This window comes from Ancylobacter sp. G4_0304 (assembly GCF_047501495.1).
In the GTDB taxonomy this organism is placed as follows: Bacteria; Pseudomonadota; Alphaproteobacteria; order Rhizobiales; family Xanthobacteraceae; genus Ancylobacter.
The window spans coordinates 138,201-160,689 of record NZ_JAZDRM010000005.1; the positions used below are offsets into that span (position 1 = coordinate 138,201).

General features: G+C 68.6%; 25 protein-coding genes and 2 tRNA genes. 12 read left to right on the plus strand and 15 right to left on the minus strand.

Annotated features, from left to right (window positions below; all coding sequences use genetic code 11):
• The first annotated feature begins 1 nt into the window (after position 1).
• The 3 genes from VRZ77_RS04645 to VRZ77_RS04655 are packed head-to-tail and all read left to right on the plus strand — an operon-like array spanning position 2 to position 3,452.
• Entirely contained in the window at positions 2-1,159 is a 1,158-nt protein-coding gene (locus VRZ77_RS04645; protein ID WP_414591491.1) for an ABC transporter permease, read from the plus strand.
• The gene (locus VRZ77_RS04650) at positions 1,156-2,796 is read left to right on the plus strand and encodes an ABC transporter ATP-binding protein (protein ID WP_414591492.1); all 1,641 of its coding nucleotides are present in this window, start codon (positions 1,156-1,158) and stop codon (positions 2,794-2,796) included. The genes VRZ77_RS04645 and VRZ77_RS04650 overlap by 4 nt, the downstream gene beginning before the upstream one ends.
• Positions 2,793-3,452 carry an NUDIX domain-containing protein gene (locus VRZ77_RS04655; protein ID WP_414591493.1) on the plus strand — a complete coding sequence of 220 codons (660 nt, stop codon included), beginning with the start codon at positions 2,793-2,795 and terminating at the stop codon, positions 3,450-3,452. Before VRZ77_RS04650 ends, VRZ77_RS04655 begins: the two co-directional genes overlap by 4 nt.
• Positions 3,453-3,458: 6 nt before the next feature.
• Here VRZ77_RS04655 and VRZ77_RS04660 read toward each other — a convergent pair whose 3' ends face one another.
• From VRZ77_RS04660 to VRZ77_RS04695, 8 genes are all read right to left on the minus strand, one after another.
• Positions 3,459-4,310: a C40 family peptidase gene (locus tag VRZ77_RS04660; protein ID WP_414591494.1), complete on the minus strand. Its 852-nt coding sequence runs from the start codon at positions 4,308-4,310 to the stop codon at positions 3,459-3,461.
• Positions 4,311-4,319: 9 nt separating this feature from the next.
• Positions 4,320-4,670, minus strand: coding sequence for a MarR family transcriptional regulator (locus VRZ77_RS04665; RefSeq protein WP_241621413.1), 351 nt, complete (start codon positions 4,668-4,670; stop codon positions 4,320-4,322).
• 113 nt (positions 4,671-4,783) lie between these two features.
• Positions 4,784-6,160 carry a leucyl aminopeptidase family protein gene (locus VRZ77_RS04670; protein WP_414591495.1) on the minus strand — a complete coding sequence of 459 codons (1,377 nt, stop codon included), beginning with the start codon at positions 6,158-6,160 and terminating at the stop codon, positions 4,784-4,786.
• Between the two features lie 42 nt (positions 6,161-6,202).
• Entirely contained in the window at positions 6,203-6,793 is a 591-nt protein-coding gene (locus VRZ77_RS04675; protein WP_414591496.1) for a histidine phosphatase family protein, read from the minus strand.
• The gene (locus VRZ77_RS04680) at positions 6,790-7,401 is read right to left on the minus strand and encodes a hypothetical protein (RefSeq protein ID WP_414591497.1); all 612 of its coding nucleotides are present in this window, start codon (positions 7,399-7,401) and stop codon (positions 6,790-6,792) included. Before VRZ77_RS04680 ends, VRZ77_RS04675 begins: the two co-directional genes overlap by 4 nt.
• Before the next feature lie 39 nt (positions 7,402-7,440).
• Positions 7,441-8,238, minus strand: a complete 798-nt coding sequence (gene fabI / locus VRZ77_RS04685) for an enoyl-ACP reductase FabI (RefSeq protein ID WP_414591498.1) — start codon at positions 8,236-8,238, stop codon at positions 7,441-7,443.
• A gap of 171 nt (positions 8,239-8,409) precedes the next feature.
• The gene (locus tag VRZ77_RS04690; protein WP_414591499.1) at positions 8,410-9,369 is read right to left on the minus strand and encodes a DnaJ C-terminal domain-containing protein; all 960 of its coding nucleotides are present in this window, start codon (positions 9,367-9,369) and stop codon (positions 8,410-8,412) included.
• 108 nt (positions 9,370-9,477) lie between these two features.
• Positions 9,478-9,888, minus strand: coding sequence for an RT0821/Lpp0805 family surface protein (locus VRZ77_RS04695; RefSeq protein ID WP_414591500.1), 411 nt, complete (start codon positions 9,886-9,888; stop codon positions 9,478-9,480).
• A gap of 120 nt (positions 9,889-10,008) precedes the next feature.
• Between VRZ77_RS04695 and pdxH the strand changes: the two genes are divergently transcribed.
• Both pdxH and VRZ77_RS04705 read left to right on the plus strand, forming a co-directional pair.
• Entirely contained in the window at positions 10,009-10,632 is a 624-nt protein-coding gene (gene pdxH / locus VRZ77_RS04700) for a pyridoxamine 5'-phosphate oxidase (RefSeq protein ID WP_414591501.1), read from the plus strand.
• Positions 10,633-10,646: 14 nt separating this feature from the next.
• The gene (locus VRZ77_RS04705; RefSeq protein WP_414591521.1) at positions 10,647-11,396 is read left to right on the plus strand and encodes an SDR family NAD(P)-dependent oxidoreductase; all 750 of its coding nucleotides are present in this window, start codon (positions 10,647-10,649) and stop codon (positions 11,394-11,396) included.
• Between the two features lie 78 nt (positions 11,397-11,474).
• Here the strand turns inward: VRZ77_RS04705 and VRZ77_RS04710 are convergent, their stop codons facing one another.
• Positions 11,475-12,452, minus strand: a complete 978-nt coding sequence (locus VRZ77_RS04710; RefSeq protein ID WP_414591502.1) for a magnesium transporter CorA family protein — start codon at positions 12,450-12,452, stop codon at positions 11,475-11,477.
• A 265-nt stretch (positions 12,453-12,717) separates the two neighbouring features.
• Positions 12,718-12,945 (minus strand): hypothetical protein, encoded by a 228-nt coding sequence (locus tag VRZ77_RS04715; protein WP_414591503.1) that lies wholly within the window; start codon positions 12,943-12,945, stop codon positions 12,718-12,720.
• A 293-nt stretch (positions 12,946-13,238) separates the two neighbouring features.
• Between VRZ77_RS04715 and VRZ77_RS04720 the strand changes: the two genes are divergently transcribed.
• Positions 13,239-13,841, plus strand: coding sequence for a L,D-transpeptidase (locus tag VRZ77_RS04720; protein ID WP_414591504.1), 603 nt, complete (start codon positions 13,239-13,241; stop codon positions 13,839-13,841).
• A 144-nt stretch (positions 13,842-13,985) separates the two neighbouring features.
• On the opposite strand, the gene VRZ77_RS04725 is transcribed toward VRZ77_RS04720, so the two are convergent.
• Both VRZ77_RS04725 and VRZ77_RS04730 read right to left on the minus strand, forming a co-directional pair.
• Positions 13,986-15,368 carry an aminotransferase gene (locus VRZ77_RS04725; protein WP_414591505.1) on the minus strand — a complete coding sequence of 461 codons (1,383 nt, stop codon included), beginning with the start codon at positions 15,366-15,368 and terminating at the stop codon, positions 13,986-13,988.
• An 89-nt stretch (positions 15,369-15,457) separates the two neighbouring features.
• A complete protein-coding gene (locus tag VRZ77_RS04730) occupies positions 15,458-16,819 on the minus strand; it encodes an extensin family protein (RefSeq protein WP_414591506.1) in 1,362 nt (453 codons plus the stop codon).
• A gap of 307 nt (positions 16,820-17,126) precedes the next feature.
• Here VRZ77_RS04730 and VRZ77_RS04735 point away from each other — a divergent pair, with 307 nt between their 5' ends.
• Together VRZ77_RS04735 and VRZ77_RS04740 are read left to right on the plus strand one after the other, a co-directional pair.
• On the plus strand, positions 17,127-17,549 hold the full coding sequence (locus VRZ77_RS04735) for an HAD family hydrolase (protein ID WP_414591522.1): 423 nt from the start codon (positions 17,127-17,129) through the stop codon (positions 17,547-17,549).
• An 11-nt stretch (positions 17,550-17,560) separates the two neighbouring features.
• Entirely contained in the window at positions 17,561-18,346 is a 786-nt protein-coding gene (locus VRZ77_RS04740) for a DUF1499 domain-containing protein (protein WP_414591507.1), read from the plus strand.
• A gap of 6 nt (positions 18,347-18,352) precedes the next feature.
• Here VRZ77_RS04740 and VRZ77_RS04745 read toward each other — a convergent pair whose 3' ends face one another.
• Entirely contained in the window at positions 18,353-19,264 is a 912-nt protein-coding gene (locus VRZ77_RS04745; RefSeq protein WP_414591508.1) for an MBL fold metallo-hydrolase, read from the minus strand.
• Between the two features lie 223 nt (positions 19,265-19,487).
• Here VRZ77_RS04745 and VRZ77_RS04750 point away from each other — a divergent pair, with 223 nt between their 5' ends.
• Positions 19,488-20,102, plus strand: coding sequence for a carbonic anhydrase (locus tag VRZ77_RS04750; protein ID WP_414591509.1), 615 nt, complete (start codon positions 19,488-19,490; stop codon positions 20,100-20,102).
• Positions 20,103-20,189: 87 nt separating this feature from the next.
• Here VRZ77_RS04750 and VRZ77_RS04755 read toward each other — a convergent pair.
• Positions 20,190-20,266 (minus strand) — tRNA-Pro (locus VRZ77_RS04755).
• Between the two features lie 169 nt (positions 20,267-20,435).
• Between VRZ77_RS04755 and VRZ77_RS04760 the strand changes: the two genes are divergently transcribed.
• The 3 genes from VRZ77_RS04760 (at position 20,436) to VRZ77_RS04770 (ending at position 22,103) form a co-directional block, all read left to right on the plus strand.
• Positions 20,436-20,510 (plus strand) — tRNA-Gln (locus tag VRZ77_RS04760).
• Positions 20,511-20,650: 140 nt separating this feature from the next.
• A complete protein-coding gene (locus VRZ77_RS04765) occupies positions 20,651-21,769 on the plus strand; it encodes a sensor histidine kinase (protein WP_414591510.1) in 1,119 nt (372 codons plus the stop codon).
• Positions 21,770-21,815: 46 nt separating this feature from the next.
• Positions 21,816-22,103, plus strand: a complete 288-nt coding sequence (locus VRZ77_RS04770; RefSeq protein ID WP_414591511.1) for a DUF2218 domain-containing protein — start codon at positions 21,816-21,818, stop codon at positions 22,101-22,103.
• Between the two features lie 24 nt (positions 22,104-22,127).
• Here the strand turns inward: VRZ77_RS04770 and VRZ77_RS04775 are convergent.
• Positions 22,128-22,489, minus strand: a 362-nt coding sequence (locus VRZ77_RS04775) for a hypothetical protein (RefSeq protein WP_414591512.1), incomplete at its 5' end; no start/stop codon positions are given.

Genomic DNA, 22,489 nt, shown 5'->3' on the forward strand with positions numbered 1-22,489 from the left:
CATGACGTCCGCCGCCCCCGCCTCGACCAGCGTGCTCGCCCCCGGCGCGCGCATCTCGCCGATCAACCGGCGCCGGCTCGCCAATTTCAAGCGCAACCGGCGCGGCTGGTGGAGCTTCTGGATTTTCTCGGTGCTGTTCCTCGCCAGTCTCGGCGCCGAGTTCATCGCCAACGACAAGCCGTTCCTCGTCGCCTATGACGGGAGCTATTACTTCCCCGCGGTGAAGGCCTATCCCGAGACCACCTTCGGCGGCGATTTCGAGACCGAGGCGGATTATCGCGACCCCTATCTGAAGAAGCTGATCGAGGATAAGGGCGGCTGGATCGTCTGGCCGCCGATCCGCTACAGCTATTCGACCCATAATCTCGACCTGCCGACCCCCGCCCCTTCCCCGCCGACCTGGATGCTGTCCGACGAGCAGTGCCGTCCCGTCGCCGAGCGGCTGCACGGGGCGGAAGGCGCGGCGCGCGGCTGCGCGGCGCTGGAATGGAACTGGCTCGGCACCGACGACCAAGGCCGCGACGTGCTGGCCCGGCTGATCTACGGCTTTCGCATCTCGGTGCTGTTCGGCCTGGTGCTGACCGTGATCTCCTCGATCATCGGCGTGCTGGCGGGCGCCATTCAAGGCTATTATGGCGGCTGGACCGACCTGATCTTCCAGCGCTTCATCGAAATCTGGACCGCGATCCCCGCGCTCTACCTGCTGCTGATCATTTCCTCGATCCTCGCCCCGTCCTTCTGGGTGCTGCTGGGCATCCTGCTGCTGTTCTCCTGGGTGGCGCTGGTCGGGCTGGTGCGCGCGGAATTCCTGCGGGCGCGCAATTTCGAATATGTGCAGGCCGCCCGCGCGCTCGGCGTTTCCAATGGCGTGATCATGTGGCGTCACATGCTGCCCAACGCGATGGTGGCGACGCTGACCATGCTGCCCTTCATCGTCTCCTCTTCGGTGATGACGCTGACCGCGCTGGACTTCCTCGGCTTTGGCCTGCCGCCCGGCTCGCCCTCGCTCGGCGAATTGCTGGCGCAGGGCAAGGCCAATGTGCAGGCGCCGTGGCTCGGCCTGACCGGCTTCTTCACCGTCGCCTTCATGCTGAGCCTGCTGATCTTCATCGGCGAAGCGGTGCGCGACGCCTTCGACCCGAGGAAGACGTTTACGTGAGCGACACCCCCCTCCTTTCCGTCCAGGACCTCTCCGTCGCCTTCACGCAAGGCGAACGCGTCACGCTGGCGGTGGATCATGTCTCGTTCGAGCTGAAGCGCGGGCAGACGCTGGCGCTGGTCGGGGAATCCGGCTCGGGCAAGTCGGTCACCGCGCTCTCCATCCTCAAGCTGCTGCAATATCCGGCGGCCTCGCATCCTTCCGGGCGCATCCTGTTCAAGGGCGCGGACCTCATCGCCATGGACGAGCGGCAGATCCGCAAGGTGCGCGGCAACGACATCACCATGGTGTTCCAGGAGCCGATGACCTCGCTCAATCCGCTGCACACGGTCGAGCAGCAGATCGCGGAAATCCTGAGCCTGCATCGCGGCATGTCCGGGCCGGCGGCGCGGCGCCGGGTGATCGAGCTGTTGACCGAGGTCGGCATTCCCGAGCCCGAGACCCGGCTCGGTTCCTATCCGCACCAGCTCTCCGGCGGCCAGCGCCAGCGTGTGATGATCGCCATGGCGCTCGCCAATGAGCCGCAATTGCTGATCGCCGACGAGCCCACCACCGCGCTGGACGTCACCGTGCAGGCGCAGATCCTCGCGCTGCTGAAGGAGCTTCAGGCGCGGCTCGGCATGGCGATCCTGTTCATCACCCATGACCTCGGCATCGTGCGCAAGATCGCCGACCATGTGTGCGTGATGAACCATGGGCGCATCGTCGAGGCCGCGCCGGTGGCGGAGATTTTCGCCGCTCCGCAGCACCCCTATACCCGCGAACTCATCGCCGCCCAGCCCAAGGGCAACCCGGCGGCCCCGCACCCGGAGGCGCCGGTGGTGCTGGAGGCGACCGACCTGAAGGTGTGGTTCCCGATCAAGGCCGGGCTGATGCGCAAGACCGTCGGCCACATCAAGGCGGTGGACGGGGTGAGCATCGCGATCCACAAGGGCGAGACGCTCGGCGTGGTCGGCGAGAGCGGCTCAGGCAAGACCACGCTCGGCCTCGCTTTGCTGCGCCTCATCTCCAGCGAGGGGCCGATCGTGTTCCTCGGCGAGAGCGTCGACACGCTCGGCTTCAAGGACATGCGCCGGCATCGCGACAAGATGCAGATCGTGTTTCAGGACCCGTTCGGCTCGCTCTCCCCGCGCATGTCGGTGGCCGACATCATCGGCGAGGGGCTGCTGGTGCACCAGCCGACGCTCTCGGAAGCCGAGCGCGAGGCCAAGGTAATCGCCGCGCTGAAGGATGTCGGACTGGAGCCGGAGGCCCGCCACCGCTACCCGCACGAATTCTCCGGCGGCCAGCGCCAGCGCGTCGCCATCGCCCGCGCCATCGTGCTGGAGCCGTCCTTCCTCGTCCTGGACGAACCCACCAGCGCGCTGGACATGATCGTGCAGGCGCAGATCGTCGATTTGCTGCGCGATCTCCAGCAGCGGCGCGGCCTCACCTATCTGTTCATCAGCCACGATTTGCGCGTGGTTGCCGCGCTGGCCTCGCGGCTGATGGTGATGAAGGGCGGGGTGATGGTGGAAGAAGGTCCGGCGGCGCAGATGTTCGCGGCGCCGAAGACCGACTATACCCGCGCCTTGTTCGCCGCCGCCTTCAATCTCGACACCGCCGAGGGCGCCGCGGTCCCCGGAGTGACCCGATGACCGATGCCGCATCCCCCCGCCCCGAGAGCCCGCTGCGCGATCTGGCGGTGCCGGTCGAGCTGTCGCCGATCACGAACATCGAGGGCGACGGCTTCCGGCCCTATCACCGCGTGGTGGCGACGCTGGCCGGGGCCGGCGGCGCGCCGCTGGTGCAGCCGCGCGACATCTTGCGCGTCGGCCCCTGCATCGCCGCGCTCGGCTATGATCCGGCGGCGGAGTGTCTGGTGCTGATCCATCAGTTCCGCGTCGCCGGCCATCTCGCCACCGGAAAGGGCGAATTGGTCGAGCTGGTCGCCGGCCGCGTCGAGCCGGGCGAGAGCGCCGAACACGCCGCCGCGCGCGAATGCGTGGAAGAAATCGGCGTGCCGGCGCGGGCGCTCACCCCCATCATGGCGTTCATGCCCTCGCCGGGCGTGACCGACGAATATGTGACGCTGTACCTCGCCCTCATCGATTCCGCCGCGCTGCCGCGCGAGGCCGGGGAACCGGGCGAAGCCGAATATACCCGCCCCTTCACGGTTCCGGTCGACGAGGCGCTGGCCCTGCTCGACGTGCCGCCGCCGGGGCCGTTCATCAACGTGTTCGTGCGCACCGCGCTGCAATGGGTGGCGCTGAACCGGGCGAAGATGGCGGCCTTCGCGGCCGAGAATCGCTAAGGGCGCTCAGCCCAGCCGGCGGATGCTGCGCACCGGCGCGCTGGTCGCCTCGATGCGCACCAGCGCCGAGCGCAGCGGCTCGCGCACCACCGACATGAAATGCGCCGTGGCATGCAAGAGCGTGCCGCCATCCTCGATGATGGCGACATGGCCGGGCCAGAACACCAGGTCACCACGCCGCAGCCGCGTGATGTCGCCGGCAAAGTCGAGCGCTGTGCCGAGCGCGCTTTCCTGCATGTCGCTATCGCGCGGGCAGTCCCTGCCGGTCGCCTGCAGCGCGACCTGCACCAGGCCGGAGCAGTCCAGCCCGAGGCTGGAGCGCCCGCCCCACAGATAGGCGGCGCCGAGGAAGCGCGCGGCGACCTCGACATAATCGTCCTCGCGCGTCTCGACCGGCACCAGATGCCGGGCGAAGAGGTAGCCGCCCTCGTCGGTGACCAGGAACTTGCCCTCGGCCCGCACGATTCTCACGTGGCTGGCGAAGGACAAAAGCGCGCGCGGCGGCAGCTTGATGCTCGGGCCGGGAAACACTGGCGTGCGCAGCGCCGCCACCTTGTGGGTCGGCGGGCCGGCAACGGGTCCAAGGGCCTCGGAGGGCATCCAGCCGACATAGCCGTCGGCCTCCAGCTGGCCCCAGGCCCAGCCCTCGATGGTGGTCTCATAGACCATCACCGTCTCGCCATGCAGCGCCTGCGTGGTGAGCGGCGCATCGGGCGCCGGCTCGCGGGTGACGGGGGCCTCGGCAAACACCACGCGATGGCGCACGCCGTCCACGAAGCGCGCGGCATCGACGATGCCTTTCAGATGCGCGGCGGCAAGGTCCGGGCGGGCCGGGGTCAGGCGGGGATCAAAGGTCATGAGGGAAACTCACCGGGGCAGGCTGCGGGCGGTGGCGACCACGAGATCGCCGAGCCGCTCCAGATAGAGCGCGCCCTCCACCGTACGCTGAATGATGACATTTCGCCGGTCGGCCTCGTCGCGCCGGCGCGAGACCAGCCCGAGCTGACCCATCGTGTCGAGCGCGCGGGTGATCACCGGCTTGGTCACGCCGAGCCGGGCGGCGAGGCCGCGCACCGTGTGCGGGGGCGCTTCCAGATAGACGCTGAGCAGGATGGCGAGCTGGCGCGGCGACAGGTCGGGCGCGTCGTCGCGCACCTGCGCGAGCGACAGCTCGTGCAGCAGCCGCAACGCCTGTGACGCGCGCATCTCGACGGCCATGGGCCCGCACCCGGTTGGAGCCGTAATCGTTACGGTGACGAATTGGTCCGACTATGACCGCACCCGGGCTACAAAATGGTTAACGCACGCACTGCGGCGAGCGGGCGGCCCGTTCAGCCGTAGCGTTCCGCCAGCAGCGCGTCGAGTGCGCGGATGGTCTGGGCCTCGCCGCCTTCCGGCCGCGCCGGGCGCGAGGACGGGTTCCAGCCATAGACGTCGAGATGCAGCCACGATGTCGCCCGCGTCACGAAGCGCTGCAGGAACAGCGCGGCGGTGACGGCGCCGGCGAAGCCAGAGCCGGGCGCGTTGTTGAGATCGGCGATCGGGCTGTCGAGCATCGACATATAAGGTTGCCACAGCGGCAGGCGCCACAGCGGGTCGGACTCGGCCGCCGCGTGACGGGCGAGGTCGGCGGCGAGCGTGTCGTCGTCGGTGAAGGCCGGCGGCAATTGCGGGCCGAGCGCCACGCGGGCGGCGCCGGTCAGCGTGGCGAAGTCGACCAGCAGCTCGGGCGCCTCCTCGTCGGCCAGCGCCAGCGCGTCGGCGAGGATGAGACGACCCTCGGCATCGGTATTACCGATCTCGACGGTCAGTCCCTTGCGCGAGGGGAAGATGTCGCCGGGGCGGAAGGCGTTGCCGTCGATCGCGTTCTCGACCGCGGCGACGATGAGGCGCAGCCGCACCGGCAGCTTGCGCGCCATGACCATCTCGGCAAGCGCGATGGCATTAGCCGCCCCGCCCATGTCCTTCTTCATGATCAGCATGCCGCTGGCCGGCTTGATGTCGAGCCCGCCCGTGTCGAAGGCGACGCCCTTGCCGACCAGCGTCACCTTGGGCGCCGCCGGGTCGCCCCAGCTCATGTCGATCAGGCGCGGCGCGCGCGGGCTGGCCCGGCCCACGGCATGGACGAGGGGAAAATTGGCGGCGAGCAGGTCGTCGCCAACCGTGACCACAACGCTCGCGCCATGACGGGCGGCAAGTTCGCGCACGGCATGCTCGATTTCCGCCGGGCCGAGATCGTTGGCGGGGGTGTTGATCAGGTCGCGGGCCAGCGCCACGGCATCGGCGGTGCGGGTGAGATAGCCGGCATCGACACCGGCCGGCACTACCAGGCGCGGCCGGCTGCCCGAGCGCGTGCGGTAGCGCTCGAAACGATAGCTGCCGAGCAGGAACCCGAGAACGGCGAGGCGCGGATTGGCCGGCGGCAAGGCAAGGTGATAATCGCCCGCCGGCAGCGCGGTGGCGAGCTTGCCGAAGGCGAGCGGATCGCGCGGGGCCTCCTCGACGCCGAACAGCACACCGGCAATGGACCCGTCCGGCCCGGGCAGCACGATCAACCCACCCGGCTCGGCGCGGAAGCCCGAGGCATCGGCGAAGGCGAGCGCGGAGGCGGGAAGCTCCTGCGCGGCCGCGCGCCAGTTCTGCGGGGTCACGCACCAGATCGGGCGGGAGTTCTCAGCCTGCGCGGCCTCGATCAGTCGGTCAGCCATCGTCGCGTCACCTCGTCCCGGCCACCCGGCCGTTCGTCCCCGTCAGGCCATGCTGAGCTCGAAGGCCCCGTTCTCGATCAGATAGACCGCGCCCTGGCGTACCGGCAGCTCCACCGCGTCGTCCGGCGGCATGCCGGCCAGCAGATGGAGGATGGCCCGCACCACCCCGCCATGGCTCACCACCACCGCGTCCTGGTCGAGCGCGGCGAGCGCGGCCTTCACCCGCTCGCACAGCATGACGTAGCTCTCCCCGCCGGGGGGCACGTAATTCCAGGGATCGGCGTCGCGCAGCGCCAGCGTCGCCGGATCGCGGCGGCGCAGCTCCGGCCAGCTATGGCCCTCCCAGCGGCCGAAATTGATTTCCTTGAGCCGGGGCTCGCGGCGGAAATCGTCCGGCGGCAGGCCGAGCTCGGCGCGCAGGATCTGCATGGTCTGCGCGGCGCGCGACAGCGGGCTCGCCACATAAACCGACGGCAGCGCGCCCCGGCTCAGGCGGTCGATCACCCGCGCGGTGTCGGCCGCCTGCTCGCGGCCGAGATCGTTGAGCGGAATGTCCTGCCCGCCCTGAAGCCGGCCGGCGAGGTTCCAGTCGGTTTCGCCGTGGCGGACCAGAAAGATACGGCGCGTGGTCATTGCGCGGGAATGACCACGGTCTGCGTATAGGAGCGGCCCGGCGGCGGATAGGAGATGCGCACCCGGATGCTGGTGCCGGCGGCGGCACCCTGACCGGCATAGAACAGCCGCGCCCCGCGCACATGGCGGCCGACGCATTGCGTGGTGCCGGCATTGATGCCGGTGGCGGTAAAATTGCCGATGTCGGTGGTGAAGCTTGCGCCCGGCGGCGGCGACAGCACCTGAAGCGTCGGCACCTGGCCCCACTGGCACAGCCGGTCCACCGACCCGGCCGCGAACACCAGCCGGCCGACGCCGCCGCCGGTCATGTAGGAGGTGTTGCCGCGCCGGTTGTTGGTGGGCGGGCTGACATAACCGGGGAACACCGCGCCGCCCGTGCCGAACACACGGTTCCAGATCGAATATTGCTGGAAGCTCGGCGGGGTGCCGCTGTCCTGGTCGGGACTGCCGGGGGTGGTGTTGCCGGGGAGCCCGCTGCCCGGGGGCGGCCCGATGGTGATCGAGGGCATCTGCGCGCCGGCCGGACCGGCGGCGCCGGCCAGCAGGGCGGCCGCGGCCAGGGCCGCGATCGGAAGGCGTCTCGACAGGAGACCCGCACGCTTGGTCATCGGCACGATACTCCGCTCAATTCGGGCACTCGCGGGACGTCAGTCACGTTCCAGCGTGAGATCGGGGGCTTCGGGATTCTTCATGCCGACGATGTGGTAGCCGGCATCGACATGGTGGATTTCGCCGGTGACCGCCTGTCCGAGATCGGACAGCAGGTACATGCCGGTATTGCCCACCTCGTCGATGGTCACGGTCCGGCGCAGCGGCGCGTTCAGCTCGTTCCACTTCAGGATGTAGCGGAAATCGCCGATGCCGGAGGCGGCCAGCGTCTTGATCGGCCCGGCGGAGATCGCGTTGACGCGGATGTTCTTGGGGCCGAGATCGGCCGCCATGTAGCGCACGCTCGCCTCCAGCGCCGCCTTGGCGACGCCCATGACGTTGTAGTGCGGCATCCACTTCTCGGCGCCGTAATAGGTGAGGGTCAGCATCGAGCCGCCATTGGTCATCAGCTTCTCGGCGCGCTGGGCGACGGCGGTAAAGCTGTAGCAGGAAATCAGCATGGTCTTGCTGAAATTCTCCGCCGTGGTGTCGACATAGCGTCCGTCCAGCTCGGCCTTGTCGGAGAAGGCGATGGCGTGGACAAGAAAGTCGAGGCCGCCGAGCTGGCGCTCGGTCTCGGCGAACACGGCGTCGATGGTCGCCGGATCGGTCACGTCGCAATGGCCGACGATCTTGGCGTCGAGTTCGTTGGCGAGCGGCTCGACCCGCTTCCTGAGCGGTTCGCCCTGATAGGTGAAGGCGAGCTCCGCCCCCTGCGCGCGGACAGCCTTGGCAATGCCCCAGGCGATGGAGCGGTTATTGGCCACTCCCATCACCAGGCCGCGCTTGCCACTCATCAATCCGCCCGCTGTCATGCCCTGACCCAACCTCAAGCTCCGTCACAATCGCCGCCTCGACGGCGGTCAAAGGTTCCTATCGCACAGCGGCATGAACCTCTCAAGCGAGCGGCGTGCATTGCGGGATCACGGAAGATGTCAGTGTCGCGGCGCTTGTCACGCGCCGGGCTCCTACCGCTTCCGCATCAGGGCCTCCAGCTCCGCGTCCGGCGTCTCGGGAAGCAGGATGCGCACGGTCGCGAGCAGATCGCCACGGCCGCCCTCGGCCTTGGGCAGCCCCTTGCCGCGCAGGCGGAAGGTGCGGCCGGAATTGGTCCAGGCCGGCACGCTGAGTTCGGCATGGCCGCCGAGCGTGGGCACGCGCAGCTTGCCGCCGGTGACGGCGGTCGCCAGCGGCAGGCCGACATCGGCGCGCAGGTCGCTGCCCTCGACGCGGAAATCGCGGTGCGGGGCATAGGCGACCACGACATAGGCGTCCCCCGGCGCGCCGCCAAAGGCGCTGGGCTCGCCCTGCCCCTTGAGCCGCATGCGGTGGCCTTCCGCCACGCCGGCGGGGATCTTCACCTCCACCACGCGTCCGCTTGGCAGCGCCACCGTCACCGGGCCGCCCTCGACCACCTTGTCGAGCGGAACCGGCACCGACATCTCAATATCGGCGCCGCGCGGGGTCTGGGCCCGCCCGCGCCCCCGGCCGCGCCCGCCGCCACCAAGCCCGCCGAGAATGTCGGAGATCACGTCGTCGAAGCCGCCGGCATCGTGCGGGCCATGGCCGGAGCGGCGCATGCCTTCCGGGCCGAAGGAGAAGCTCTCGAAGATGCTCTCGTCGCCAGCCTGGCGGAAGCCGCCGCGCCCGAAGCCGGCGCCCTGCCCGCCGAAGCCGCCGCCGGGATAGCCCTCGAAGCCGCGCGGCTTGCCCTCGCCGTCGATCTCGCCGCGGTCGAACTGGCCGCGCTTCTCGGGATCGGACAGGATTTCGTGCGCGCCGTTCAGCTCGGCGAATTTCTCCTGCGCCTTCGGATCGTCCTTGTTGGCGTCCGGGTGCAGTTTCTTCGCAAGCTTGCGATAGGCGCGCTTGATTTCGGCGGGGTCGGCGCTGCGCTGAACGCCGAGGATTTCATAAGGATCACGCATGCTTCGACATCTCGTCCGGCGGTTCCGGGCTCACGCCTCCCATGTGGGAAGGGTGTTGCGCGGATGCAACGGACGCCGGACGGATACTGACAGCGTTCGTGCGCATTTTCAGCTGCGTTCCAGCAGCCGGGCTTCCTTGACCTGCCACCAGCCGCGCTGGGTGCGGCACACTTCGCCCTGCAGCCAGTCCTCCCCGGCGCTGCGCACGAAGCTCATCAGGAACTCGCGGCAGCCTCCAGCCTTGGCCTGAGGCGGGCCAAGCGGGGTCACGGTGCCGCGCGTGGCGGTGGCGAAGTTCTCCCACGGCACGCTCGGCGCGGTGGAATCCTCACGGAACGCCTCGGCGAGGGCGACACGCGCGGCGGTCCAGTCGTCCGGCGCCACGCCGGCGGGCACCGGCTCGCTCTCATAGGCGGCGGCGCGGGGCTTGGAAATCGAGCCGGTGGTCACGACGTCGAGCGGCGGTACGGCCGAGCAGCCGGCCGCCAAAAGGCCAAGCCCGAGCGCCGCGAGCGCCAATGGCGTTTGCCGCAAGGCGGGCTTATATGGGGAACCGTGCGTCGCACCGCCCGCCCCCGTCCTCGATCGCAGCCCTTGGGAATTGCACATGGGTGTGGTCCAGCCACTGAAGAAGTCGCCATGGAAGCGCAGGAACAGTTAAAATCCGGTGATTTTACCGCCGCCGCCGAACCGTTCCGCCTGTTCGAGGAATGGTTGGGCGAGGCGAAGGCGAGCGAGATCAACGATCCCAACGCCATGGCGCTGGCCACCGTCGATTCCGACGGCCTGCCGGACGTGCGGATGGTGCTCTTGAACGCCCGCGACGAGCGCGGCTTCGTGTTCTTCACCAATGTCGGCAGCGCCAAGGGCCAGGAAGTTCTGGCCAATCCGAAGGCCGCCGCGGTGTTCCACTGGAAGTCGCTGCGCCGGCAGGTCCGGGTACGCGGACCGGTCGAGCAGGTCAGCGACGCTGAGGCCGATGCCTATTACGCGACGCGCCCGAGACTCTCGCAGATCGGCGCCTGGGCCAGCCGGCAGTCCCGCCCGCTGGAAGGGCGTTTCGCGCTGGAGGCGTCGGTGGCAAGCTATACCGCCAAGTTCGGGCTCGGCGCCGTGCCGCGCCCCGATTTCTGGACCGGCTTCCGCATCCGCCCGGTGCAGATCGAGTTCTGGCAGAACGGCCAGTTCCGCCTGCATGACCGCATCGTATTCCGGCGCGAGCCCGACGGCACGTCCTGGACCAAGACCCGCCTTTACCCGTGAGCGAAATGGACACCATGAACAAGGGCACCAACCAGCCTCGCCGCGTCATGCTGCTGACCGGCGCCTCGCGCGGGATCGGCCATGCCACCGTGAAGCGGTTCTCCGCCGCCGGCTGGCGCGTCATCACCTGCTCGCGCCATGCCTTCCCCGAGAACTGCCCGTGGGAGATGGGGCCGGAAGACCATATCCAGGTCGACCTCGCCGATTCGGCTGACACGGTGCGCGCGATCGAGGAGATCAAGAGCCGCCTGCCCAATGGCGAGCTGCACGCGCTGGTGAACAATGCCGGCATCTCGCCCAAGGGCGCGGGCGGCGCGCGGCTGAGCACCATCGACACGCCGGAGGAGACCTGGCACCGCGTGTTCCAGGTGAACTTCTTCGCCCCTGTCTTGCTGGCGCGCGGCCTGCTGGAGGAGCTGAAGCGCACCCATGGCGCGGTGGTGAACGTGACCTCGATCGCCGGCTCGCGGGTGCACCCGTTCGCGGGCGCGGCCTATGCCACCTCGAAGTCGGCGCTGGCCGGGCTGACGCGGGAGATGGCGGCGGATTTCGGCCGGCTCGGCGTGCGGGTCAACGCCATCGCGCCGGGCGAGATCGACACCTCGATCCTGTCGCCGGGCACGGAGAAGATCGTCGAGCAGATCCCGATGCAGCGGCTCGGCACGCCCGACGAGGTGGCCAAGATCATCTATGTGCTGTGCACCGAGACCTCGTCCTATCTGAACGGCGCGGAAATCCACATCAATGGCGGCCAGCACGTCTGAGCGCGGGAGCGCTCAGAGCCAGCGCTTCAACTGGCGCGGGAGCACTCAGAGCCAGCGCTTCCACTGGCGCGGGAGCACTCAGAGCCAGCGCTTCCACTTGAACAGCAGGTAGGGGACGATCGCCGCCACCACCATGGCGACGAGCGCGGCCGGGTAGCCCCAGCTCTCGTTCAGTTCCGGCATGTTCGCGAAGTTCATGCCGTAGACCGAGGCGATCAGGGTGGGCGGCATCAGCACCACCGAGAGCACGGCGAAAATCTTGATGATGTTGTTCTGCTCGATCGACACCATGCCGAGCGTGGCGTCGAGCAGGAAGGTCACCTTGTCGCCGAGATAGCTCACATGGTCGTTGAGCGAGGCGATGTCGCGCTGCTGGCTCTTGATGAGCGCCCGCTGGTCCTTGGAAAAATGGCGCATGCCGTTCTCGGCCGCGAGGAAGGTGGCGAGCCGGCCCATGGAGACGAGACTTTCGCGCACCTGCGAGGCGAGCGCCGCGCGCGCGCCGATCATGCGCAGCAGGATGCGGTAATGCTGGCTGCCGCCGGTGCTCGCCTCCTCGCGCTCGAACACGCGCCGGGACACGCCTTCGATCTCGGCGGAGAGGCGCTCGATGATGTCGGCGGCGCGGTCGACGATGGCGTCGAGCAGCTCCAGCATGAGCTGCTCGCCGGAATAGCCCTGGGGGCAGGCCTTCGCCAGCCGGCTCTCGGTCATGCTGAACGGGCGCGACTGGGCGTAGCGCACCGTGGTCAGCCGGCCGCCGGCGAGGATGAAGCTTACCTCGGAGAGGAAGGGGTGATCGGTCTCGCTGCTGCAGACCACCGAGCCGGTCATGTAGCTGGCCCCGCCCTCGATGCGCAGGCGGCTGGAGGGCTCGATCTCCACCATCTCCTCATGGGTGGGGATGGAGATGCCGAGCGCCGCCTCGACGCGCTGGTCCTCGCCGGGCGCGGGCTCGAACAGGTCGATCCACACCGCATCCTCGGGCAGCGCGCCGTCCGGGCCGAGGCTGACGCGCTCCAGCGCGCCGCCCCGCGGGCAATAAGCCGTGATCATTCCCACCTCGTTCCGACCGCGCCGGCCATGCCGATGCGCCGCGCGCACCGAAGCGGTAACGCGCGGGCATCGTTCCGGTTTACGCCGGATGGCGCGCGGATGGCCAGAGCCCTTCCTCGTCGGTCAGATGGGTCCATCTGACCGGGGAAGGCTCCAGCCTCCGTGCCGTCCGGCCGCAAAGAGGCTCCCGCCGCCCGAAGGGGCGTCGCTCTCGCAGGATCGCTTGTCTGGGGGGTGCTCCGCCGGTCAGGCGGGGATCGCCGGCTCAGGCCACGAAGAATTCGATGTCCCGAAGGGTTACCACCTTGGGCGGAGTCTCGTCGCTGAGAGAGGTCTGCTTGGCCGGCGCGTCGGCGGTCGACGTCTTGCCGGTGGAATAACGCGCCGCGGCCGCAACCGCGGAAATGCCGATGTCGCGCCAGTGAGCGCTCTGCTGCGAGCGTTCCCAGCGCTCGCTACGGGGCTCGATCTCCCCGGTCTCCTCGGTCGTCATGTCCTTTACTCCCGTTTGTCGCCGTCTTGAGCCAACAAGTGATGAATTGAACGGCAACTGCGACAAAAATAAGCAATTTTGGAGTGTTCGATAAGGCCTATCTCGAACGATTCCGCATAGCCGGCTCTTCTTGCGCTGCTTCCCTTACGGCTGATGTTTTTTGGCAACATCTTGAGGCGACAAACACGTGGCGACGATGTGGCCCCTTCAAGACCGACCCCAGTTCAGTTAATCGAACAAGGGACAGCGGCGGCCGCTTGCGGTGGCGCCGGACATGATTCGGAGAATCAAAAATGCGTTTTCGTGGGGTTGGGGCGGTCGTCCTGGCGCTTTTACTTGGGGCGTGCAGCAATGTGCAGCGTGCGCCGGCCCCTGAGGCTTCCTTGACTCCCCGCGACAAGAAGCTGCTTGCCAACGCGCCGTATCAGAAGGTGCAGCCGCTGGAGATCTACCAGCGCTCCATCGTCGATTACGCCGGCACGCAGAAGCCGGGCACCATCGTCGTCGATACCGACAAGAAGTATCTCTATCTCGTCGAGAACAACGGCAAGGCCATCCGCTACGGTGTTACCGTCGGCGAAGAGGGTCTGGCGTTCCGCGGCGAGGCCAAGGTCGGCCGCAAGGCGGAATGGCCCACCTGGACACCCACCCCCGAGATCAAGCAGCGCATCGCCGGCGTGCCGGACTTCGTCGGCCCCGGCCCGCACAACCCGATGGGTGCCCGCGCGCTCTATCTCTACCAGGGCAACAAGGACACGCTGTTCCGCATTCACGGCACCAACCAGCCGGAATATATCGGCCAGGCGATTTCCTCGGGCTGCATCCGCATGCTGAACGAGGACGTGATCGACCTGTATTCCCGCGTGCCGCAGGGCGCCGAGGTCGTGGTGCTCTGAGCCGCGCGGCTCGCACCTGACAATGAAAAAAGGGCGCTGCCTCGGCAGCGCCCTTTTTGTTTGTCCGAAACGGGCGGTCCCGCTAGCCGCAGGCTCCCTCCCGGCCGGCCCGCAGGCCGGGCCGGGCGTGCGCCGGCAGCGGGCTCAGGCCGCCAGCAGGTTCTGCTGGGTCGCCCAGTCCAGCGTGCGGTCGAGCGCGCGGGTGAGGCGGTCGAACAATTCGTCGATCTCGGCCGGCGAAATCACCAGCGGCGGGCAGATCGTCACCGCATCGCCGAACACGTTGCGCACGATCAGCCCCTCGGCCTGCGCGAAGGCGACCACCTTGGCGGCAAGGCCCAGCTTGGGGTCGAACTGGCGCTTGGTCTTCTTGTCGGCGACGATCTCGATGCCGGCGACCAGCCCCTTGCGGCGCGCCTCGCCGACCAGCGGGTGATCCTCCAGCGCCGCGCAGCGGGCCTCGAACTGCGGGATTTTCGCGCGCACGCGCTCGAAGATGTTCTCGCGCTCGTAGATTTCCAGCGTCTTCAGCGCCACCGCCGCCGCCACCGGATGGCCGGAATAGGTGAAGCCGTGGCCGAAATTGCCGCGCTCGGCGCTCTCGCTGGCGACGGCCTGATACATCGCTTCCGGGATCATCACCGCGCCGATCGGCTGATAAGCCGAGGACAGCGCCTTGGCGACCGAGATCGAATCCGGCTGCATCTCCATCGCTTCCGAACCGAAGGCGGTGCCGAGCCGCCCGAAGCCGGTGATCACCTCGTCGCCGATGAAGAACACGTCGTATTTCTTCAGCACGGCCTGAATTTTGGGATAGTAGCTCTTGGGCGGCACGATCACCCCGCCCGCGCCCATCACCGGCTCGGCGATGAAGGCCGCGACCGTCTCCGGCCCTTCCGCGAGGATCAGCGCCTCCAGGTCGGCGGCGAGGCGGGTGGCGAAATCCTCCTCGCTCTCACCCGGCTCGGCGAGGCGGTAGTGGTGCGGCGAGGTGGTGTGGCGAATGCCGGCGATCGGCAGGTCGAAGCTGTTGTGATTGCCGGCGAGGCCGGTCAGCGAGGCCGAGGCGATGGTCACGCCGTGATAGCCGCGCATGCGGGCGATGATCTTCTTCTTGTTCGGCCGGCCCAGCGCGTTGTTCATGTACCAGACGAGCTTCATCTGGGTGTCGTTGGCCTCCGAGCCCGAGCAGGTGAAGAACACCTTGGAGATCGGCACCGGGGCCATTTCCTTCAGCTTCTCCGCCAGCTCGATCGCCGGATCGTGGCTCTTGCCGCCGAAAATGTGGGTGAAGGGCAGCTTGCGCATCTGGGTGGCGGCGGCCTCGACCAGTTCCTCGTTGCCGTAGCCCAGCGCCGTGCACCACAGGCCGGCCATGCCCTCCAGATAGGGCTTGCCGTCGACATCATGCACCCAGACGCCCTGTCCGCGCTCAAGGATCAGCGGGCCGGTCTCGCGGATCGCCACGAGATTGGTATAGGGGTGGATGAGCGTCTCGACATCGCGAGTCTGAAGATTGCTGAGCATGGGCCGGTACTCCGAGGATAAGCCGTCGCCACACTAGTGCGCGGCGGCCTGTCCCGGAAGCGCGCCCTTGGTCGGAGCGCGGCATATCTTCACGGGGCGGGCTTCGGGGGCGGTTCGGGCGCGGGCTTGGTATCGGCTTTGGCGTCAGGCGACACATTCGGCGTGGCGGCAGGCTTGGCCCCCGCCTTGTCCGTCGGCGCGATCGCCCATTGGCACAGCACCGCGCCGCTGCGCCGGAACGCCCGGTCCACGTGCAGATGCTCTTCGTGATAGCCGTCGGAGCCGGGCCCGAGGATGGTGGTGAAGCCGGCACAGGCACTGGCCTTCAGCTTCTCCTGGAAGGCGCGCGGCATGGCATGCTCGCCCTTGCCGCCGATCTCGATCTGCCGACCGTCCTCCAGCACATAGCCGCCAGTATCGAGCGCGTTGCCGCGTCCGTGCTCACTGATCTTGGCGCCGGCCACGCGGTTGCGCGGGCGGCACTGCTGCGAGCCTGCGACCTTCACGCTCTTGAGCTTTGAGCCGAGCGTGGCGACCAGCGGGTCGACCTCGTCGCGGATCCACACCGCCACCGCCGCCGCCATCTCGCAGCGCAGCAGCGCGGCAGGCTCCAGCTTCACCATGCGGCCATCCTTCATCCGAACCGCGCTCAGCGTCACGCCGCGGTCCACGGTGCAGGCGAGCTGGGTGGTGGTGACATCCTGCGGGGTAAAGGCGCCGAGGTCTTCATTGGAGAGTTCCGGGCAGATCGTGGGAATCAGCGCCTTCTGCGGCACGGGCGGCGGAACCGGCGCCTCGGCCGGCTCCTCGCTCGACCCGGGCGCCGGCAGGGCCGCAACCTTCACCTCTTCCGGGGCGGCGGGGCGGCTCGGGGGCAGCGGGACTGCGTGCGCCTTCTTGCGGGCGGGCTCCGCCGGCGCGAGGGGCGCGGGCAGGTTGGGCGCCGGATTGTCCGCCCGTGCGCTTTCCGGGGGTACCGGAGGGACAGCGGGCGCAGTGACGATCGTGGGCGTCGCCGGCTTTGGCTCGACCGGCCGGCTGTCGGCGCGCCCGGCCTCCGAAGGTTTGACGTCCGCCGATTCGGCCGATGCCGACACGGCGGCAGGCGCGGGCTTTTCGGCCTCGGGGGACGCGGCCTGTGCGCGTGCCTCCTCAGGCCGGCGCGGCGGCAGCGGCACCTGGGCGGGCCGGGCCGTGGCCTGCCGGCTGTTCTTGCGCGTGCTGCGGGTCGCGCGGGGCGGCGCCACGCCGAACCATTCGCCGAGCTGGCGGTCGACTGAGGCCCCGGCGGCGTCGATGCTGGATTTCAGGTCCTGCGCATCGGCCGGCGCCGTCCATGCAGCGCTCGTCAGCAGGGCGAGCCCGCACAAGACGAACACCCCCGGCAGACGACGCGGGGAGCGGATCGAACGCGGCGCCATGTCGCGCCATGGGAGGCCGTGGTTTTTCATGATATCAGGCGCTTCCTCATGTCTTCGCACGCAGGTTCACCCGACTTGAACGCTCCACGCGCCATTCTGTTCGACAAGGACGGCACTCTCGTCGATTTCGACCGTACCTGGGGACCGGCCGCCGGGGCCGGACGAGGCGGCGCTGCGGCGCCTGCACGCGGTCAGCCACTATCTGCCCGAGCGGCGGCTGTTCCTGCAAAGCTCGCCGCTGATCGCCGGCTCTTCGCGCGATTACGGCCCGCTCTGGGCGCAGATACTGGGCGTCGAGCCGGACGAAGCCTTCCTCGGCGAGATCGACCGGCTGTTCATCGAGGAGGGCCGGCGCTTCCTCACCCCGATCGGCGATCCCGCCCGCGCGCTCGCCCGCTTCCACGCCGCCGGCCTGCCGATCGGCATCGCCACCAATGACGCGGAGGAGAACGGGCGCATCCAGGCCGAGCTGCTCGGCGTCGGTGGCATGCTGCGCGCGGTCTATGGCTATGATTCGGGTTATGGCGCCAAGCCGAAGCCCGGCATGGTCGAGGCGTTTGCCCGGCTCACCGGCCTGCCGACCTCCACCATCGCGCTGGTCGGCGACACGAAGCACGATCTCGACACCGCCCGCGCCGCCGGCGCCATCGCCATTCTGGTGCGCTGCGGGCCGGGGCCGATCGATGCCTTCGCCGGCGAGGCGGATCTGGTGGTGGACGGGATCGACGATCTCGCCGACCTTCTGCTCGCGACGGTGTAGACGGGGACGCGATGATCCGCAGGCGGCTTTATGTCGAGGAGCGTGTGTCGAGGCTCGCGGTATGGAGCCTGCGCACCGCGATTTTCGCCCTGCCGGTGACCGCGATCGCCATCGCGCTCTATGCGCTGGGCACGCTGGATTTCCGCAGCGCGGTCTATGCCGTGCTCGCCGGGGTCATGGTCTCCGGCATAGCGCTACTGCTGGCGCTGGCCGGCTTCGTGGTGATCTGGAACGAGGGGTTGCGCGGGCTCGGCCGGGTCATCGCCGCCGCCGCGCTCGCCTTGGCGCTGATCGCCCCAACAGCGACGCTGGCGGGACTGAGCCGGGGCATGCCGGCGCTGCACGACATCACCACCGATACCGAGGACCCGCCGGCCTTCGTCACGCTCAACGCCGCCCGCTCGCGGCACGCCAACGCGCTGGCCTATCCCGGGGAGACGGCGGCAGCCGAGCAGGAAGACGCCTATCCCGAAATCAAGCCGATCGATTTCGACAACCCGCCGGACGAGGTCTACAACGCCGCCCTGTCGCTGGTGACCCGCCGCAAGTGGACGGTGGTGGACGCCGCCCCGCCGCGCGGCGCCCAGCGCGAGGGCCGGATCGAGGCCACCACGCGCGGCCTGCCCTTCGGCCTGCGCGACGACGTGGTGATCCGCATCCGCCGCACCACGCAGGGCACGCGGGTCGACATGCGCTCGGTGACGCGCAACAGCGACCGCGATTTCGGTTCCAATGCGCGCCGCATCGACGCGCTGCTCGCCGACCTCTCCGAGATGCAGGGCCGCCGCCGGCGTTGACGGCGCTCAGCCCAGCGCGTAGGTGCCGGCGTAGATCACGGGCGGCTCCGTCACCACCGCGCCGCGCGCCACCAGATCCTCCAGATGCGCGAGCGTGGACAGGCCCGCCGCCTTGTTCAGCCGCGGGTCGAGACCGATATAGATTGCCCGCACGATGTCGGGGATGGTCATCGGCCCGCGCTCCAGCGCGCGCAATATCGCGGTCTCGCGGGCGTGGCGGTGGCGGATGAAGCGCTCGACGAAGGCCGGTCCGTCGCGCACCGCGCCGCCATGGCCGGGCAGGTACAGCATCTCCGGCCGCTCCCGCATCTTCTCCAGCGAGCGCATATAGTCGGCCATCGAGCCGTCGGGCGGGGCGACGATGGTGGTGGACCAGCCCATCACATGGTCGCCCACCAGAATGAGGCCGGCCGCCTCCATGACGAAGGCCATGTGGTTGGCGGTGTGCCCCGGCGTCGCCAGCGCGGTGACGCTCCAGTCGCCGCCCTCGACGCGCGCACCGTCCGCCAGCGTGACATCAGGACGGAAATCATGGTCGGCTGAGGCGTCGAGCGTATTGACCTCGCCGTCATGCAGCGCCCGCGCCGCCCGGTGCGGACCCTCGGCATAGACCGGGGCACCCGTTGCTGCGCGCAGCGCCGCCAGCGCGCCGGTGTGGTCGCGATGGGTATGGGTCAGCAGGATGTGGGTGACGCGCTCGCCCGCGACCGCCGCCAGCAGCGCCGCGACATGGGCCGGATCGTCCGGGCCGGGATCGAGAATCGCGACCTCGCCGGTGCCGATGATGTAGCTGCAGGTGCCGGTGAAGGTGAACGGGCCGGGATTGGGCGCCAGCACGCGCCGCACCCCCGCCGCCACGGGCTCGACCACGCCGGGCACGGCCTCGAACCGGCGCTCGAACAGGACGTCGTCAGCCATGCCGGACCTTCCGTGTTGCCATCGCGCCCGCAATAGCGCGGCAGCGGGCGGCCGTCGAGGTGCGGCCAAGTTACCCGGCCCGTCGCCGGATTGTCGCAAAGCGCGGCCGGGAAGCGGCCAGGGTCTTGCAAAGCCGCCTCACTCAGGGCCAATTCTGCGCAAGCGGCCGGATGGCGGCGTGCAGGCGCCTCCCGCCCGGCCGGCTCGACACGATGAGGGAAGCATGGACGATCTGCTCGATGGCTACCGCCGGTTCCGCAACACGTCATGGCCGGAGCGCAAGGCGCTGTTCGAGAAGCTGGCGCTGAAGGGGCAGAGCCCGCAGACGCTGGTCATCGCCTGTTCCGACAGCCGCGTCGACCCGACCATGATTTTCGATGCCGGGCCGGGCGAATTGTTCGTGGTGCGCAACGTCGCCAATCTGGTGCCGCCCTACAGCGCGCCGGACCACACCCATCACGGCACCAGCGCGGCGCTCGAATTCGCGGTGCGGGTGCTTGAGGTCTCAAGCATCGTGGTGCTGGGCCACGCGCTGTGCGGCGGCGCGCGGGCGTTGCTGGACGGCGCCCCCGAAGCGGCGCCGGACTTCCTGCAGGACTGGATCAACATCGCGTCCCCGGCGAGCGGCATCGCCCGCCAGCTCAGCGACGATCCGGTTGAGCAGCGCCGCGTGGTCGAGCATCTGTGCGTGAAGCTGTCGCTGAAGAACCTCGAAACCTTTCCCTGGGTGAAGGAGCGGCTCGACGACGGCAGGCTGGTGCTGCATGGCGCCTATTTCGCGGTCGCGACCGGCGTCTTGGAGCGGCTTCGCCCCGACGGCACGTTCAGCCCGGCGTGAGGCCCGGCGCCCCTTCGGGGGCGCGCGGCCGATCTGATCTTCACTGTGAAGGTGGAAACAGGGTCCGGGAAACCCCAAAGGCCGCGATGGTCGGAGTGGCAGGATTTGAACCTGCGACCCCCTCGTCCCGAACGAGGTGCGCTACCAGGCTGCGCTACACTCCGACATGGCGCGAGCCTCTAACATGGGGATGTATAAACCCGCAAGAGCCTATCGGCGGCCTCCTCTCCCCAGCCTGTGGACGGAGCGCCGCGGCGTGATCATGGTTGAAAGCGCGCCGTTCCTGTGGCTATGTCCGCGCCCACGCGCGGAGCTGTGCCTTCCCGCGTCTGCTGGGGCGTCGCCAAGCGGTAAGGCAGGGGATTTTGATTCCCCCATGCGGAGGTTCGAATCCTCCCGCCCCAGCCAGATTCAGCGGCAGGCACCCGAGCGAAGCTTTGACGCCTGCGACGCGAGGGATGCGGCGCTGCCATCCTACCTCCCAAAATGCGTGCGGCGCCCTATATAGGGCGTATCGTTGTTGCCGATCGCAAAGAGGTAGTGCTTGAATGACGGCCTCTGATGTCGCCTTTCCCCATGGCGACAGTGATATGGCGCGGGCCGTCCGGTCCTTCGATTGGCGCGCGACGCCGCTCGGCCCGATAGCGGGCTGGCCGCCCACCTTGCGCATCACGGTCGACATGATGCTCAACTCGGCCTTCCCGAAATGCCTCGTCTGGGGTCCCGACTGCACGGCGATCTACAATGATGCGTTCCGGCCGATCCTCGGCAAGAAGTCGAATACGCTGGGCTGTTCGTTCCTCGACATCTGGTCGGAGGTTCGCGACGAGATCACGCCGATCCTCGACAGGGCCTTTGCGGGACAGGCGACCTTCATCGAGGATTTTCCTCTGGTGATCGAACGCAACGGCTATCCCGAGCCGGCGAATTTCACCTTCTGCTACAGCCCGGTCTATGACGAGCTCGGCCGCGTGTGCGGCGTGATGGACACAGTGATCGAAACGACCGGCAAGGTCGATGCGCTGCGTAATGTCGAACTGGTGAATTCGGAACTCCAGCACCGGATGAAGAACATGCTGGCGATGATCGTCGGCATTACCAACCAGACGTTCCGCAGCGCCGACACCAAGGACGACGCGCACAACATGCTGATCGGACGGCTGCATGCGCTCGACAGCGCGCAGTCGATCCTGCTCAACGCGCGATGGCAGGCGGCGCAGATCCATCATGTGGTGAACGAGGCGCTGCGTCCGCACGCGGCAGGTGACGCGGCAGGCGGCCGCCTGACCATCGAGGGGCCGCCGCTGCACCTGTCCGCCCGCCAGTCGCTGGCCCTCTCGCTCGCCCTTCATGAGCTCGCGACCAACGCGGTCAAATACGGCGCGTTCTCGACCTCCTCGGGCGCGGTGAAACTCGGCTGGTCGGAAGGGGCAGCCGGCACGGACGAGCCGTTTCGCCTGTACTGGCAGGAATCGGGCGGGCCGCCGGTGCGGCCGCCGCAACGCAAGGGTTTCGGCTCCCGCCTCATCGAGCGCGCGCTCAGCGCCGATTTCGGAGGGCATGTGGAGGTCGCTTACGATCCTGCCGGCATCCGGGTCGAGCTGATGTCGCCCATGGCACGGCTCGGCGTCACCGAGCCGTCGCTGGACGAGATGCCGCCGAGCTAGCGCCCGCGTGGTCGCCCCAAGATCATTTTCCGCCCGGAGTCGCCCGATGTCCCACGCCGCCAGCGGCCTGATCCCCACCGAACATGCCAGCCGCTACCTCCAGCAGCTCTGCAAGCACTGGAGCCACAAGCTCACCGTCGAGTTCACGCCACTCCATGGCCGCGTCGAACTTCCGGCCGGCGCGGTCGCAACCATGGACGCCGATTCGGCGCATCTGGCGGTGCGGATCGAGGCGCCGGACGCCGAGACGCTGGAGCGCATGAAGGGGGTGGTGATGAACCATCTCGACCGCTTCGCCTTCCGCGAGGCGCCGCTGCCGGTGGCGTGGAGCTGATTCCCTCGGCCGTCGCCTTCCGCCTCAGTTCAGCGCCTCGTCGGTCAGGTTGACGATGATGATGCGGCGCATGCTGTCGGTGATCGCCTCGCTCAGCTTCATCTCGAACTGGATCTTCGGGTATTTCGCCTTCAGCGCGCGCGCCAGTTCCTCGGCCTTGGCGGCGGCGGAGGCGTGGAACGAGATCGAATTCGCCAGCGGCTGGAACACGTCGTTGCTGGAGACCTCGACCTTGAAGCCGGCGGCCTTCACCACGCCCGCGAACGCCTCCATCCGGCTCTTGAGATTGGCATTGGCCGAGCCGAATACCCGGACCGAGAACGCATCGGCCTGAGGGGCCGGCGTAGCGGCGGCATCAGCGGGGGCGGGATCGGCAGGTGCCGGGG